Consider the following 13,680-nt stretch of genomic DNA (forward strand, 5'->3'; position numbering starts at 1 on the left):
CATGTCAGGCCAGGGACACCAGCCCCGCAGGCCGCCCCCCACCAGCACCCAGGAGAACACCATGCTCGACTACGCCCGCATCCAGCTCCGCGCCCGCCTCGCCAACACCGACGACCGCGGCGCCTCCGCCGTCGAGTACGGCCTGCTCGTCGCCGGCATCGCCATCGCCATCATCATCGCCGTCTTCGCCCTCGGCGACACCCTCTCCGGGATGTTCGACGGCGTCGAGGGCCAGGTCGGCGAGCGCACCCCCTGATCAACCCAGCTCCACCAGATCCACCAGATCCACCAGGAGGCGGACCCCACCCGGGCCCGCCTCCTGACGTTTTTCCAGACATCAGCAACACAACCTCGCCCGACGACCACCTGACCCAGCCAGCGAGCCGGCCAGGCCCGAACCGGCCAGGCCCGAACCGGCCAGGCCCAAACCGGCCAGACCCGAACCGGCCAGACCCGCGCCGGCCAGGCCCGACAAGCGCACGCACCCCATGGCCCGAAGGGGCTACCCCGGTCCGTACGGCGACCCGATGTGACGAGCCCCCGGACCCGGCAGAGTTCTCCATGTCAGGCCACACCGGCACACCAGCGCCGGGGCCGCCCCCCACCAGCACAGACCAGGAGAACCACCATGCTCGACTACGCCCGCATCCAGCTCCGCGCCCGCCTCGCCAACACCGACGACCGCGGCGCCTCCGCCGTCGAGTACGGCCTGCTCGTCGCCGGCATCGCCATCGCCATCATCATCGCCGTCTTCGCCCTCGGCGACACCCTCTCCGGGATGTTCGACGGCGTCGAGGGCCAGGTCGGCGAGCGCACCCCCTGATCTCAGGTCGCTCTCCCCGAGTCATGACGAGGCGGACACCCTGCAATGGGGGTCCGCCTCGTCGGTCTTCAAGCCCACCCTGTCCTCACAGCCAGACCCCCGCGAGGAGCGTCATGACCCCCACCCGGCCGAACGCCGGCGAGCGCGGCGCGACGGCGTCCGAGTACGCCCTCCTGGCCTTCGGCATCGCCGTCGTGATTGCGGCGACCGTGTTCACCCTCGGCGACGACGTGCGCGGCTTCTACGAGTCGGCCGTCGAAGCCTTCGCCTCCCTGGGCCGCTAGGGCCGCCGGCCTCCCCAGCTCACGCCGAGGCCCCGGGCAGCGCCGCCAGCCGGTCGTGCCAGGCCGCCACCAGCTGCCGCTCGTCCCACCCGAAGTCCGCCCGCAGCGCCCCCGCAACGGGCGCTCCGCCGCTCACCGCGTCGTAGAAGCGCACCAGGTCGGCATCGCCGCCCCGGTCGGCCAGCGCGGTGCACAACACCCACGACGCCTCGTAGACGGCCCCGAGGTGCGGTCCTCGGGTGTCGAACTCCGCCGCGGTCGGCAGTGCCGTGGGCAGGCCCTCGTCGCGCACCTGCGCCGCCGCCTGGCGCGCCGTACGCCGCAGGGGCAGGGGTGTCTCGCGCAGGGCGACGTAGTCGGCGAAGCCCTCGACGAGCCACGTCGGAGCCTGGCTCTGCGGGGCGTCGGTCGCGACGTGCACGGCCTCGTGGGCGAGCACCACCTGTTGTCCCTGCTGCCCAAGGCCGTTGAAGACGCTCGGGTTGACGAAGACGTGGTCGGGGGCGCCGGCCTCGGTGTCACCGCCGGACCCCGTGACCGCCGCGATCTGGGCGTAGTAGCCCGCCTCGGTGCCGAGCGCCGCCTCCAGGGCTGCCCCGTCGGCCGGCACCTCGACGACCAGGCGAGGGGTCCACTCGGTGAGCACCCGGGAGACCGTCGGGATGGCCGCCCGCGCCCGCCGGGCGTACGTCGCCAGGTCGGTCCCAGCGGCGGCGACGACGAGCACGTCGTCGCTCCGGCTCACCTGCATCGGCCCGCTCATCCACACCGGGGTGCGCTGTCCTCCCCCGGCTGGCCCGCCGCCGACGCCCGCCACGGCCACGCCGTCGGGGGTGGACCGGAAACGCAGGCGCACCTCGGTCGTCGTCGGCGCGGTGTCGAACCCGCCGTAGGCCCAGCCGACGTCGACCGCAGCCGACCAGGTGCCGTCGGCCGCGACCGCCCCGTCGGCGTCGACGTAGCGCATGGTGAGGTCGGTCAGGCGGGTCGACTCGGCCGTGTCGGTGAGGTCGCCCAGCAGGGCGGCGGCTGCCGTGTCGTCGGGGGCCGCCAGCGCCCGGGCGGCGTCCCGGTCGTAGTCCCCGATCGCGGCCACGAGCCGCTGCAGGGTGGTGGCGGCCCCCGCCGGGTCGACCTCGGCGCCCGCGCGGGGCGGGGGCGCGGCGACGTACGGCTCGTCGGAGGGCCAGGCCCACCAGGCGACCAGCCCGACGACGGCGACGAGCAACAGCGAAGGACCGGCCACCCACCAACGTGGGCGGCCGGTCCTGTCGCTGGAACCGGGCGGGGTGTCGCTCAGGACGGCACCCTCAGCCGGGGCGCACCGCGCCGACGTACGGCATCGAGTTGAGCGGGGCCACGCGGACGCCGCTGCTCGGGTTGGCCGCGTGGACGATCATGCCGTTGCCGATGTACATGCCGACGTGGCTGATCGGGCTGTAGTAGAAGACGAGGTCGCCGGGCTGCAGGTCGGAGGCCGCCACCCGGGTGCCGGTGCCGTACTGCATGCTCGAGGAGTGCGGGAGGCCGACGCCGGCCTGCGCCCAGGCCATCATGGTCAGGCCGGAGCAGTCGAAGGCGCTCGGACCGGCTGCGCCGAAGACGTAGGCGTCGCCCACCTGCGCCATCGCGTACTCGACCGCGGCGGCCGCGCGGCCGGAGGCGGGCACGTCGGAGGGGACACGGGTGCTGCCGCGGGAGAGCAGCTTGCGGCGCTCCTCCTCCTTGAGCCGGTCGAGGAGGGCCTTGGCGTCGGCGAGGTTGTCGTCGATCGTCTCCTTCTCGTCCGCGAGCTGCTCCTCGAGCTCGGCGACCTGGCCGATCCGCTTCTCGGTCGCGTCGCGACGGATGTCGAGCGCCTCGAGACCGTTGCTGTAGTCGTCGAACATGCCCTGCTGGACCTCCTGGAAGGAGGCCATCGTCGAGACGTCGTCGAGCAGGTCGTCGGTGCTGCCCGCGGAGACGACCTCGCCGAGCACACCGAGGTCGGGGCCGCCGTACTGGCGCAGGACGGCGCGGCGGGCCTGGGTGCGGAGGGTGTCGAGGGAGTCCTCGGCGCGCTTCTCGTCGGCCCGGAGCGAGGTGAGGTCCTTGCGCAGGTCGGCGAGCTCGATGCGCGCGTCGTTGAACCGCTCCGAGGCCTGCTCGGCCTCGTGGTAGAGCCGGTCGACGCGCGACTGCACGTCGTCGATGTCGGGCTCGGCCTGGGCGGGCGAGCTGGGCACGAGGCCCAGCGTCGCGGCGACCGCGAGGCCGGAGACCACGGAGGCGAGGCGCACCCGGGGGCTGGTCACAGCGTGGTGGTTCCTTTGCGAGTCGTACGCCTACCGGGTGAGCTGACGGATTCGGGCACGACCTGCCCTACTCCCGCTCCTCACCACCGCTCGCGGTGGTGCCTTGCGGGAGATTCACCCCAGAAGTGTGGTTCCCCGGCTCCCCGGCCGCTCGCGACCAGGGACTCAGCGCGGTGTCCGCGTGGGCCCGGTCGGGCCCAGCTCCACGAACACCTGGAGCAGCACGGTAGTCCGCCGGTCGGGACCCCGCCAAATGTCCGTCCCATCGTCGGCGTGGCCCACCTCACACGTCCCACCAGCCCCACGGATCACCGGCCGGACCCCAGGTCAGGCGGACTCCACCTCGGGGCCGGCGACCGGCCGGACCATCCGCAGCGGCGGCACCAGTCCGCCGTCGGCGAGCACGTCGAGAGCGCGTTGCTCGTCGTCGTCGATGGTCAGCGGCGCGATCTCGGGGGGTGGTCCGAGCAGCACCGTGACCACGCAGTCGTGGCAGGCCAGGCCCCGGACCAAGCAGGAGTCGCAGTCGATCCTCGTCGTCATGCCCCGAGGCTGGCACCGACCTCCGACACAACCCGTTGCCACGGCCGTCCCACCCGCCCCATCCGTCCCGAGCGGGGTGTCGCCACCAGGACTGTCGGCGGTCCCGCCTACCGTCCCGGGCATGACCACGGCGAGCGCCCCCTCCGCAGCCGCCGCGGTGCGCTGGGAGGCCCAGCGCACGCTCGACGAGCTCGGTCGTCCGCTGCACGACCTGACCTTCTGCGTCGTCGACCTCGAGACCACCGGGGGCTCGGCCCAGGGCGGGTCGATGATCACCGAGATCGGCGCGGTCAAGGTGCGCGGCGGCGAGGTCCTCGGGGAGTTCCAGACCCTGGTCAACCCCCGCGCCGAGATCCCGGCGTTCATCGCGGTCCTCACCGGCATCAGCAACTCGATGGTCGTCGACGCCCCGCCGATCGAGTCGGTGCTGCCGGCGTTCCTCGAGTTCGCCCAGGGGTGCGTGCTGGTGGCCCACAACGCGCCGTTCGACGTCGGCTTCCTGCGCCACTTCGCCGAGCAGCAGCAGCGCCCCTGGCCGGCCTTCGACGTCCTCGACACCGCGGTACTCGCGCGCCGCGTGGTGACCCGCGACGAGTCCCCCAACCACAAGCTGTCCTCGCTGGCGCGGGTCTTCCGCTCCGCCACCACGCCCAACCACCGGGCGCTCTCCGACGCCCGGGCCACCGTCGACGTGCTCCACGGGCTGATGGAGCGCGTCGGCGCCCAGGGCGTGAGCACGCTGGAGGAGCTGCAGACGTTCTCGTCACGGGTCCACCCGGAGCAGCGGCGCAAGCGTCACCTCGCCGCGGCGCTCCCCCACGCTCCGGGCGTCTACCTCTTCCGCGACGCCTCCGCCAAGGTCCTGTACGTCGGCACCTCGCGCGACCTGCGCAAGCGCGTGGGGTCCTACTTCACCGCCTCCGAGACCCGTTCGCGCATCGGCGAGATGGTGCGTCTCGCCGACCGGGTCGACGCCGTGGAGTGCGCCACGCCCCTCGAGGCCGAGGTGAGGGAGCTGCGCCTGATCGCCGAGCACAAGCCGCCCTACAACCGGCGCTCGAAGTTCCCGGAGAAGACCACCTTCGTCAAGCTCACCCGCGAGGCGTGGCCCCGCCTGTCCATGGTGCCGAGGGTCCTCGACGACGACGCCGACTACCTCGGGCCGTTCTCCTCCCGCAGCAGCGCCGAGAAGTGCCTGGCGGCCCTGCACGACACCTTCCCGGTCCGGCAGTGCACGGGCCGGCTCGGACGGCGACCGAGCCGCGCGCCGTGCGTGCTCGCCGAGATGGGTCGGTGCCTGTCGCCCTGCGACGGCAGCGTCGACGAGCACACCTACGCCGCCGTCGTCCGGCAGCTCCGCGAGACCCTCCTGCAGCGCCCCGACGACGTCGTCGACGTGGTCAACGAGCGCATGGCTGCGCTGGCCGCGGAGGAGCGGTTCGAGGAGGCGGGGGTCCACCGCGACCGGCTCGCCTCGTTCGTCCGTGCGGCGGCCCGCACCCAGCGGCTCACCTCCCTGACCCGCTGCCCCGAGCTCGTCGCCACCCGTCGCGACGACGACGGCCACTGGTCGGTCCACGTCGTGCGCTGGGGCCGGCTCGCCGCCGCCGGCGTCATCCCGCCGGGGGCCGACGCCCACGCCTGGGTGGCGGCGCTGCGCGACGGCGCCGAGACCGTGCTCCCGCCCGACGGCACGGCCGGGCCGACCCCCGTCGCGACCGCCGAGGAGACCGAGCGCGTCCTGCGCTGGCTCGAGGCTCCCGGCGTGCGGCTGGTCCACGTCGACGGCGAGTGGACCTGCCCCGTCGCCGGCGCCGGCCGCGAGCTCCCCCGGCACGGCCAACGCGCCGCGGTCGAGCCCGCCGCCTTCGCACTAGGGTGACGCCATGATCACCGCCATCGTGTTCGTGAAGGCCGCGGTCGACCGGATCCCCGAGGTCGCCGAGGCGATCGCGGCCCTCGACGGCGTGACCGAGGTCTACTCCGTCACCGGCCAGATCGACCTGATCGCGATGGTCCGGGTCCGCCACCACGACGACGTCGCCGCCGTCGTCGCCGACCGGGTCAACAAGGTCGACGGCGTCCGCGAGACCGAGACCCACATCGCGTTCCGGGCCTACTCCCGGCACGACCTCGAGTCGGCGTTCTCCCTCGGTCTCGACTGAGCTCCCGGGCGGTCGGTGCCCGACCAGCCCTTTTCCGTAGTCCTTTGGGACTAGCGGGCCCCCATGGACCCCGCGGCCGACCTACCGTGAGGCGTTCGCGTCGTCTCTCGAGGGATCACCCGTGCCGCTCCCCCCACGCCCGGCCGTCGCCGGCATCACCAGCTTGACCGTCGCTGTCGGTTCGCTCCTGGTCTCGTTCCCCACGGCCTCGGCTGCGCCGGCCTCCCCCTCGGGACTCCAAGCCGTGGGCGAGGTCCAGGCCGGCCTGCCGGTGCTCCAGTGGCGTCCGAGCGCCGCCGCGACGACGTACGAGGTGCAGATCGACGCCGACCCCGACTTCAGCGCCCCGGACGTCACCGCACGAACCGCAAACACCTCCTACGCCCACACCTCGGTGCTCGCGGCCGGCACCCAGTACTGGCGGGTCCGTGCCGTCGGTAGCGACCGGTCGGGCTCGGCCTGGTCGACCGACGAGCTGACCGTCGCCCGCACCCCGACCCCGACGCTGACGGCCCCCACCGACGGTGCGCCGCTCCCCCAGCCCGATGAGCCCCCGCTGCTGCAGTGGACGACCGTCCCCGGCGCGGTCCGGTACGTCGTCCAGCTCGACGACGAGATCGGCTTCGCTGGTGCGAAGGAGTACGACACGCAGGCCGGGTCGATGGTCGTTGCGGACCCGTTGTCACCCGGCAAGGACTACTTCTGGCGGGTCAAGGCTGTGCGGAGCACGGGCATCGAGTCAGCGTTCTCCGCTGCGCGCTCCTTCAGCGTCGGCGCACTGGCGACGCCCGAGATCGTGAGCCCGGCCGCCGGTGCCGATCTCACCGACGTAGTCCTGGACTGGCGCCCGGTCGCCGGCGCCCGTTACTACGACCTCGAGGTCAGCACCGATCGAGACTTCGCGGGGATCGTGGACACGCGCTCGAAGATGACAGGCACGCGCTACTCGCCGGTCGTGACGTACGACAACAACGACCAGTACTTCTGGCGGGTGCGCGCCGTCTCGAGCGACGCCAGCGTCAAGTCGGCGTGGACGTCGTCGCTCAACACGTTCCGGCGCTCGTGGAACGACGCACCCGAGCCGGTCTACCCGCTGTCCACGACGGACCAGGTCGCAGATCCGCTCTTCTTCCAGTGGACGGCCGTCGCCCACGCCACCCAGTACGAGCTCCAGGTCGGCGACGACCCGAACTTCTCGCCCGACACCTTCGAGTCGTGCCAGACGGCGGCCACCACCTACACGCCCGGCCAGTTCGCCCTGAACCTCAGTACCGGCTCCGTGCGCCCCGAGCTCTGCTATCCGGACCTGGGCCGGACCAACTACTGGCGCGTCCGTCCGCTCGACCTGCCGTTCCGCAAGTCCGGCGAGGTCGTGCCCGGCGTACAGGGACTCTTCTCCGCGACCCAGGCCTTCGTCTACCAACCCGAGACCTTCGCCCCCGACGGCTTCAGTCCGACGAACGGCGAGGTCGTCGACGTCCCGACGCTCCGCTGGCACCCGCTCCAGCAGTCGCAGGCCCAGTCCTACGACGTCAGGATCTTCAACCGGGCAGGGAGCCAGGTCGTCCGAGCCACGACGTACGGCTCCTCCTACACGCCGACGCGGAAGCTGCAGGCGAAGGACGGCCCCTTCCGCTGGTCCGTGGCTGCGACCGAGGTCGACGCACAGCCGGGATCGCTCGGCTACAGCAACTCCTTCCAGGTGTCGGACCAGGTCCCGGCGCTTCCGGGACAGCCGCTCGAGGCCACATCCGGGACTGGTCCACACCTGCGGACACCAAGCTTTGCGTGGGTGCCATACCCCGGCGCAGAGTCCTACTCCGTCCGCATCTTCCGGCCGGGCACCAACATCACCATCGACCAGAACGCCGAGCTCATGAACGAGGCCTTGGCCTACAACGAGGTGACCGAGACCTCGAGGCTCCTCCTGGCACCCGGGACCTACGAGTGGCGCGTCACCGCCACGATGGCGACCGGCTCCGTCGAGGGGCCGGCACACACGTTCAGCATCCAGCCGCTCGCCGCAGTCTCAGGGCAGATGCTGGCCCTCGACGGCGACACCCTGGTCGCGGGCGACGGATGCGTCGGCAGCACGGTCGCTGGATCAGTTCCCTGCGAGGACGTGCCGTCTACCCCGGTCCTGAGCTGGGACCCGGTGCCAGGCGCCGCATTGTACGTCGTGTACGTGGCACAGGACGACCGCTTCACCAACCTGGTCGAGGCGACGACGGCCATGAGCGCGACCAGCAACACCATCTTCACCCCGACCATGAAGGCTCGCGCCTCCACCCTGGAGGACAGCGTCGCCGGGGCCTCTTACTACTGGCACGTCAGGCCCTGCAAGTCGGTGACCCACTGCGCGGCCGACCCCGTGTCAGCGTCGACCAGCCTGGCCACCAACCGCTTCCGCAAGAAGTCGCCGGCCATCGAGGGCGGTACTGCGACGGCGGGCACCGGTGACGGCTCGGAGGTCGTGTTCAGCTGGCGCGACTATCGCGACACCAACGGCGACACGGTGTGGTCGGAGACCGGCGAGAAGTCCAACCAGTCAGCGCAGAAGTACGAGCTCCAGGTGTCGTCGGTGCGGTCGTTCGCGACTCTGCTCGAGAGCGCCGTCGTCGACCAGCCGACGTACACGTCCCACCTGACGCTCTATCCCGACGGCCCGGTCTTCTGGCGGGTCAGGGCCGCCGATGCTCGGCCGGACGACACCCGCAACCGTCTCACCTGGTCTGAGACCTACCTGGTCGACAAGCAGGCGCCCGAAGTCACGGTGCGCGAACCGATCAATGGAGCGCGAATCAGCGGGTCGATCCCCCTGCGGTGGGCCCCGCAGGCTTACGCCCAGGCGTACCAGGTGCAGGTGGCGGCCAACAACGACGCCAACTTCTCCGCGGAGAACGTGCTCTTCACCGCGAGGACCGCGCAGACCGCCTACACCTGGGACCAGGTCATCCCGGCCTCCGCTCTGCCCTACGTCTGGCGCGTTCGTCGTGTCGACTCGGTCGGCAACCTGGGAGCGTGGTCCGAGCCTCGCCGGTTCACGAACCCGGGCGCCAGTCCGAGCGCGGCGCTGCCCGCGCCAGGAGCCGCGGTGCCCGCGTCCAGGACGCTGTTCTCCTGGTCCCTCGTCCCCGGTGCGACGACGTACCTCCTCGAGGTCCGCGAGGGCACGCGGACTCGATCGTTCACGACTGCGGCCAACGCCTATGCGCCCACCACGGCGTTCGCCACCGGGGTTCGCCAGTGGCGGGTCGTGGCCCTGGACGCGGGCCGCAGACCCGTGGGCGCCAGCGGCTACCGCTCGTTCGTCGTCGACGCCACGGCCCCGACCGTGCTCTCCGTCGGACCTCGAGGCACCGTCCCCCGCAAGCCGACCCTGACCGTCCGATTCTCGGAGCGTGTCCGGGGCGTCTCCGCGGTCTCGGTCCGTCTGGTCCGCTCCGGCTCCGCCAAGGCGGTGCCGATCTCGGTGTCCGTGCGACCCGACGGACGGTCGGCTGTTGTCCGCCCGCGGAGCAAGCTGCCCCGCGGCAAGAGTTTCCGGATGACCATCAGCGCCGGGATCACCGACGGGAGCGGCAACGCACTGCGGCCGCAGACGGTCACTCTCCGCACGAAGCGCTGATCCGCGCAGGGCGCTCGGCGGGTCACCCGGTAGCGTCCTCCGGATGACCTGGCTCGACGTGCTGGGGTGGGGCGGGAGCGCCCTGCTCGTCTTCTCCCTGCTCCAGACGCGGGTGCTGCGCTTCCGGGCGCTCAACCTCGTGGCGTGCGTGATCCTCGTGGCGTTCAACGCCCTCGTCGGGGTCTGGCCGATGGTGGGGATGAACGCCGTGCTGTCGGCGATCAACGTGTGGTTCCTGGTGCGGCTCCTGCGCGACCGGCACGACGAGGCGGCGTTCACCGTGGTCCAGGTGCGACCCGACGACGCCTACCTCGACCACCTGCTGGCCGTGCACGGCGCCGACATCGCCCGGTTCCAGCCCGAGGCGACCTGGGCCCCGGCGGCCGGGCGCGACCACGCGTTCGTCGTGGCGCGCGGCGACGAGGCCGTCGGGGTCGTGCTGCTCGACGCCGACCCCGCCACCCCCGGTACGGCGCGGGTGCGGCTCGACTACGTGACGCCCCGCTTCCGCGACTTCACGCCGGGCGAGTTCCTGTGGCGGCGCAGCGGGGCGGTGGCCGCCCTCGGCTTCCGCCGCGTCGTCACCCCGCCCCAGATGGTCGGGGCGTACTACGACCGGCTCGGGTTCGAGCGCGAGGGCGAGGTCTACGCGCTCGACCTGTGACGGTCAGCCGGCCGCGGCGATCCAGCGGTCGAGCGCGGCCTGCGCTCCCCCGGAGTCGATGGCCTCGGCGGCCCTCGCGATCCCGGCGGCCAGCGCCTCAGGCACCGCGGAGCCGTCGGCGGCGTGCACGGCCAGGGCGGCACCGGCGTTGAGGACGACGGCGTCGCGGACCGGGCCCTGCTCGCCGGCGAGCAGCCGACGGACGACCTCGGCGTTGTGGGCGGCGTCGCCACCCAACAGGTCCTCGGTGGTCGCCCGGGCCAGGCCGAGCTCGGCCGGGTCGATGCTGACCGGGCCCGACACGGTGCCGCCGGTGGCGACGTACACCGTCGAGGTGGTGGTCGTGGTGAGCTCGTCGAGCCCGTCGTCCCCGCGGAAGACCCAGGCGTCGGACCCGCGCGCGGCGAAGACGCCGGCCATGACCGGCACCATCCGCGGGTCGGCGCAGCCGATGGCCTGGGCCGCCGGCCGGACGGGGTTGGCCAGCGGACCGAGGAAGTTGAAGGTCGTGCCGATGCCGAGCTCGCGCCGGGGCGCGGCGGTGTGCCGCATGGCGGGGTTGAAGGCGGCGGCGAAGCAGAAGGTGATGCCGGCCTCCACCGCCACGGCGGCGACCCGGTCGGCCGGCAGGTCGAGGCGTACGCCGAGGGCCTCGAGCACGTCGGCGCTGCCCGCCATGGAGGACGCCGAGCGGTTGCCGTGCTTGACGACCCGTACGCCGGCCCCTGCGGCCACGATCGCGGCCATGGTCGAGATGTTGACGGAGTTGGAGCGGTCGGCCCCGGTGCCGACGACGTCGAGCAGCCGGCCCTCGACCTCGATCGGCGTACGTCGCGCGTACATCGCGTCGGCCAGGCCGGAGACCTCCTCGACCGTCTCGCCCTTGGCCCGCAAGGCGACGGCGAACCCGGCGATCTGGGCCGGCGTCGCCTCGCCGGAGAGCACCTCGCCCATCGCCCAGGCCGCCTGGCCAGCGGTCAGGTCACGACGCTCGACCAGCGCCGACAGGACGTCGGGCCAGGTCACGACGCCGCCGACGCTCACGTGGTCGACGGCACGCGGTCGCGGAGCAGCCGGACGACCGCCTCCGCGAGCTGGATCGGGTCGATCGGGTGCGGCACGGCCGCCTCGGCCCGCGACCACGTCGCCAGCCAGGCGTCCTGGGGCCGCCCGGTGAGCACCAGGATGGGCGGGCACCGGAAGATCTCGTCCTTGAGCTGCTTGGCGATGCCCATGCCGCCGGCGGGGACGGCCTCGCCGTCGAGGATCGCGAGCGCGATCGTGCCGGTGTCCATGTGCTGGATCACGACCGGCTCGGTGGCCACCTCGACGTACTCGACCTCGGGCAGGTCGGGGTGCGGCCGACGGCCGAGGGCGAGGATCACCTGCTGGCGCACGGAGGAGTCGTCGCTGTAGACGAGCACCTTGAGGCGGGCCGTGGAGGACGAGGCGTCGGTCACGCGCGCCATGCTAGTGCGCGGCCCACCCCGGCTCAGTCGCGGGACACCGCCTCGGCCGGTCCGCGGGCGGCCTCGGCCTCGCGTGCCCGCGCCTCCCTGGCCTCGAGCAGGTCGAGCCGCCGGTCCTCGCGCTTGGCCTCGGCCATCGAGGAGCGCACCCACTGCACGAACAGCACGGCGAAGAACGACAGCCCGATCAGGTCGCCCGAGCCCCAGAGGATGCCGCCGGCCAGCTCCTGGTCGGCGTACGGGTCGGGCAGCCAGGAGCCCATCGGGCCCTCGGCGAGCCGCGGGTACCAGTCGCCGCCGAGCAGCGTCGACTGCCCCATGATCGTCACGCCGAGGAAGGCGTGGAAGGGCAGCGTCATCGCGGTCAGCAGCACCCGGAACGGGTAGCCGACGCGTCCCGGCACCGGGTCGATGCCCATCAGCGGCCAGAAGAACAGCGCCCCCACCATCACCAGGTGCAGGTGCATCATCTCGTGCACCCACACGTGCTCGAGCGAGGCGCGGTACCACCCGGAGAAGTAGAGCGCCCACGGCGAGATGACGTAGAGCGTGAACGTCAGCGGCGGGAAGGACAGGACCTTCGCCACCCGCGAGTGCAGCACGGCCAGCAGCCAGCGCCGGGGCCGGGCGGGCAGCGTGCGCAGCGCGAGCGTGACCGGCGCCCCGAGGGCCAGCGCCAGCGGCACCACCATCGAGAGCACCATGTGCTGGACCATGTGCACGCTCAGCAGCGTCGTGTCGTACGCCGCCAGGCCGGACGTCGTGGCGACCAGGAACGCCCCCATGCCGACGACGACGAACGCGACCGTCCGGCCCACCGGCCAGCGGTCCCCGCGCCGCCGCAGCGTGCGCACGCCCAGCAGGTAGAGACCGGCCACCCAGACCGTCAGGACGACCGGCAGCGGGGCCAGGTGCCACTCGCTGAAGAAGCTCCCCGCGGTGAAGCGCGGGAGCACCTCGGCGGCGGCCGGAACGGCGGCGGACAGGGGCGTTTCCACCCTTGTGACATTACGCGCAGCCCTGAATCGGGGGGTGTGGTGGCTGCGGGCCGACGGGGAGACATAATGAAGGGGTGGCGACGACTGCAACGATCCCGGCTTCCCGCCTGCACGGGCACCACGACCGCCCGTCCATGGTCGCGGTCGGCACGATCATCTGGCTCGCGAGCGAGCTGATGTTCTTCGCGGCGCTGTTCGCCGCCTACTTCACGATCCGCTCGGTCAGCCCCGAGCTGTGGGCCGAGAACACCGAGGCCCTCAACATCCCCTTCGCCTCGGCCAACACCACGATCCTGGTGCTGTCCTCGCTGACCTGCCAGCTCGGCGTGTTCGCGGCCGAGCGCGGCCAGGTGGGCCGCTCGGGCGGGGTGCTCGACTTCCGCAAGTGGGGCCTGCGCGAGTGGTTCATCCTCACCTACCTCATGGGGGCGGTGTTCATCGGTGGACAGGCCCTGGAGTACGCCGAGCTCATCCACGAGGGCATCACCATCCAGGACTCGGCCTACGGCTCGATGTTCTACCTGACCACCGGCTTCCACGGCATCCACGTGACCGGCGGCCTCATCGCCTTCCTGTTCGTGCTGGGCCGCACCTACCTGGCCCGCAAGTTCACCCACGAGCAGGCCGTCAGCGCGATCGTCGTGTCCTACTACTGGCACTTCGTCGACGTGGTGTGGATCGGGCTGTTCGCCACGATCTACCTCATCAAGTAGCCCACCCGACCCGCCCCCACAGCACCATCCCTCCCGGCTGCACCCGGTACACCCGGCACCACACGTAGAAACAAGGGACGAGACAGACAAGTGCGACTC

The 13,680-nt window shown here is 72.3% G+C and carries 14 protein-coding genes and 1 riboswitch; of the genes, 8 read left to right on the forward strand and 6 right to left on the reverse strand.

What is annotated here, in order from left to right:
- The first annotated feature begins 61 nt into the window (after positions 1-61).
- The 3 genes from FJQ57_RS13750 (at position 62) to FJQ57_RS13760 (ending at position 1,107) form a co-directional block, all read left to right on the forward strand.
- Positions 62-256 carry a Flp family type IVb pilin gene (locus tag FJQ57_RS13750; protein ID WP_139981183.1) on the forward strand — a complete coding sequence of 65 codons (195 nt, stop codon included), beginning with the start codon at positions 62-64 and terminating at the stop codon, positions 254-256.
- A gap of 372 nt (positions 257-628) precedes the next feature.
- Entirely contained in the window at positions 629-823 is a 195-nt protein-coding gene (locus tag FJQ57_RS13755; RefSeq protein WP_139981183.1) for a Flp family type IVb pilin, read from the forward strand.
- Positions 824-936: 113 nt separating this feature from the next.
- Entirely contained in the window at positions 937-1,107 is a 171-nt protein-coding gene (locus tag FJQ57_RS13760; protein WP_170219437.1) for a Flp family type IVb pilin, read from the forward strand.
- A 19-nt stretch (positions 1,108-1,126) separates the two neighbouring features.
- On the opposite strand, the gene FJQ57_RS13765 is transcribed toward FJQ57_RS13760, so the two are convergent.
- The 3 genes from FJQ57_RS13765 to FJQ57_RS13775 form a co-directional block, all read right to left on the reverse strand.
- The gene (locus FJQ57_RS13765) at positions 1,127-2,353 is read right to left on the reverse strand and encodes a hypothetical protein (protein WP_139981187.1); all 1,227 of its coding nucleotides are present in this window, start codon (positions 2,351-2,353) and stop codon (positions 1,127-1,129) included.
- A gap of 64 nt (positions 2,354-2,417) precedes the next feature.
- Positions 2,418-3,401, reverse strand: a complete 984-nt coding sequence (locus tag FJQ57_RS13770) for a C40 family peptidase (RefSeq protein WP_139981189.1) — start codon at positions 3,399-3,401, stop codon at positions 2,418-2,420.
- An 11-nt stretch (positions 3,402-3,412) separates the two neighbouring features.
- A riboswitch (cyclic di-AMP (ydaO/yuaA leader) is annotated at positions 3,413-3,582 on the reverse strand.
- A 146-nt stretch (positions 3,583-3,728) separates the two neighbouring features.
- Positions 3,729-3,944 (reverse strand): hypothetical protein, encoded by a 216-nt coding sequence (locus FJQ57_RS13775; protein WP_139981191.1) that lies wholly within the window; start codon positions 3,942-3,944, stop codon positions 3,729-3,731.
- A 121-nt stretch (positions 3,945-4,065) separates the two neighbouring features.
- Here FJQ57_RS13775 and FJQ57_RS13780 point away from each other — a divergent pair, with 121 nt between their 5' ends.
- The 4 genes from FJQ57_RS13780 (at position 4,066) to FJQ57_RS13795 (ending at position 10,401) form a co-directional block, all read left to right on the forward strand.
- Positions 4,066-5,826: a DEDD exonuclease domain-containing protein gene (locus FJQ57_RS13780; RefSeq protein WP_139981193.1), complete on the forward strand. Its 1,761-nt coding sequence runs from the start codon at positions 4,066-4,068 to the stop codon at positions 5,824-5,826.
- A gap of 4 nt (positions 5,827-5,830) precedes the next feature.
- The gene (locus FJQ57_RS13785) at positions 5,831-6,109 is read left to right on the forward strand and encodes an Lrp/AsnC family transcriptional regulator (protein ID WP_139981195.1); all 279 of its coding nucleotides are present in this window, start codon (positions 5,831-5,833) and stop codon (positions 6,107-6,109) included.
- 121 nt (positions 6,110-6,230) lie between these two features.
- On the forward strand, positions 6,231-9,737 hold the full coding sequence (locus tag FJQ57_RS13790) for an Ig-like domain-containing domain (RefSeq protein ID WP_170219438.1): 3,507 nt from the start codon (positions 6,231-6,233) through the stop codon (positions 9,735-9,737).
- Positions 9,738-9,780: 43 nt separating this feature from the next.
- A complete protein-coding gene (locus FJQ57_RS13795) occupies positions 9,781-10,401 on the forward strand; it encodes a YgjV family protein (RefSeq protein WP_139981198.1) in 621 nt (206 codons plus the stop codon).
- 3 nt (positions 10,402-10,404) lie between these two features.
- Here the strand turns inward: FJQ57_RS13795 and trpD are convergent, their stop codons facing one another.
- Genes trpD through FJQ57_RS13805 form a run of 3 tightly spaced genes read right to left on the reverse strand, consistent with a single transcriptional unit; the run spans position 10,405 to position 12,868 of the window.
- The gene (gene trpD, locus FJQ57_RS13800) at positions 10,405-11,445 is read right to left on the reverse strand and encodes an anthranilate phosphoribosyltransferase (protein WP_246081805.1); all 1,041 of its coding nucleotides are present in this window, start codon (positions 11,443-11,445) and stop codon (positions 10,405-10,407) included.
- Positions 11,442-11,870: an Rv3143 family two-component system response regulator gene (locus FJQ57_RS22995; RefSeq protein ID WP_425465423.1), complete on the reverse strand. Its 429-nt coding sequence runs from the start codon at positions 11,868-11,870 to the stop codon at positions 11,442-11,444. The genes trpD and FJQ57_RS22995 overlap by 4 nt, the downstream gene beginning before the upstream one ends.
- Positions 11,871-11,893: 23 nt before the next feature.
- A complete protein-coding gene (locus FJQ57_RS13805) occupies positions 11,894-12,868 on the reverse strand; it encodes a cytochrome c oxidase assembly protein (RefSeq protein WP_246081807.1) in 975 nt (324 codons plus the stop codon).
- 74 nt (positions 12,869-12,942) lie between these two features.
- Between FJQ57_RS13805 and ctaE the strand changes: the two genes are divergently transcribed.
- Positions 12,943-13,581, forward strand: a complete 639-nt coding sequence (ctaE, locus tag FJQ57_RS13810) for an aa3-type cytochrome oxidase subunit III (RefSeq protein ID WP_139981202.1) — start codon at positions 12,943-12,945, stop codon at positions 13,579-13,581.
- Positions 13,582-13,680 lie beyond the last annotated feature (99 nt).

Source organism: Nocardioides litoris, from assembly GCF_006346315.1.
Lineage (GTDB): Bacteria > Actinomycetota > Actinomycetes > Propionibacteriales > Nocardioidaceae > Nocardioides > Nocardioides litoris.

Bases quoted from the DNA above. Each gene is read 5' to 3' on its own strand.
- FJQ57_RS13750 (WP_139981183.1), top strand. From the start codon at position 62: ATGCTCGACTACGCCCGCATCCAGCTCCGCGCCCGCCTCGCCAACACC.
- FJQ57_RS13755 (WP_139981183.1), top strand. From the start codon at position 629: ATGCTCGACTACGCCCGCATCCAGCTCCGCGCCCGCCTCGCCAACACC.
- FJQ57_RS13760 (WP_170219437.1), top strand. From the start codon at position 937: ATGACCCCCACCCGGCCGAACGCCGGCGAGCGCGGCGCGACGGCGTCC.
- FJQ57_RS13775 (WP_139981191.1), bottom strand. From the start codon at position 3,944: ATGACGACGAGGATCGACTGCGACTCCTGCTTGGTCCGGGGCCTGGCC.
- FJQ57_RS13780 (WP_139981193.1), top strand. From the start codon at position 4,066: ATGACCACGGCGAGCGCCCCCTCCGCAGCCGCCGCGGTGCGCTGGGAG.
- FJQ57_RS13785 (WP_139981195.1), top strand. From the start codon at position 5,831: ATGATCACCGCCATCGTGTTCGTGAAGGCCGCGGTCGACCGGATCCCC.
- FJQ57_RS13795 (WP_139981198.1), top strand. From the start codon at position 9,781: ATGACCTGGCTCGACGTGCTGGGGTGGGGCGGGAGCGCCCTGCTCGTC.
- FJQ57_RS22995 (WP_425465423.1), bottom strand. From the start codon at position 11,870: ATGGCGCGCGTGACCGACGCCTCGTCCTCCACGGCCCGCCTCAAGGTG.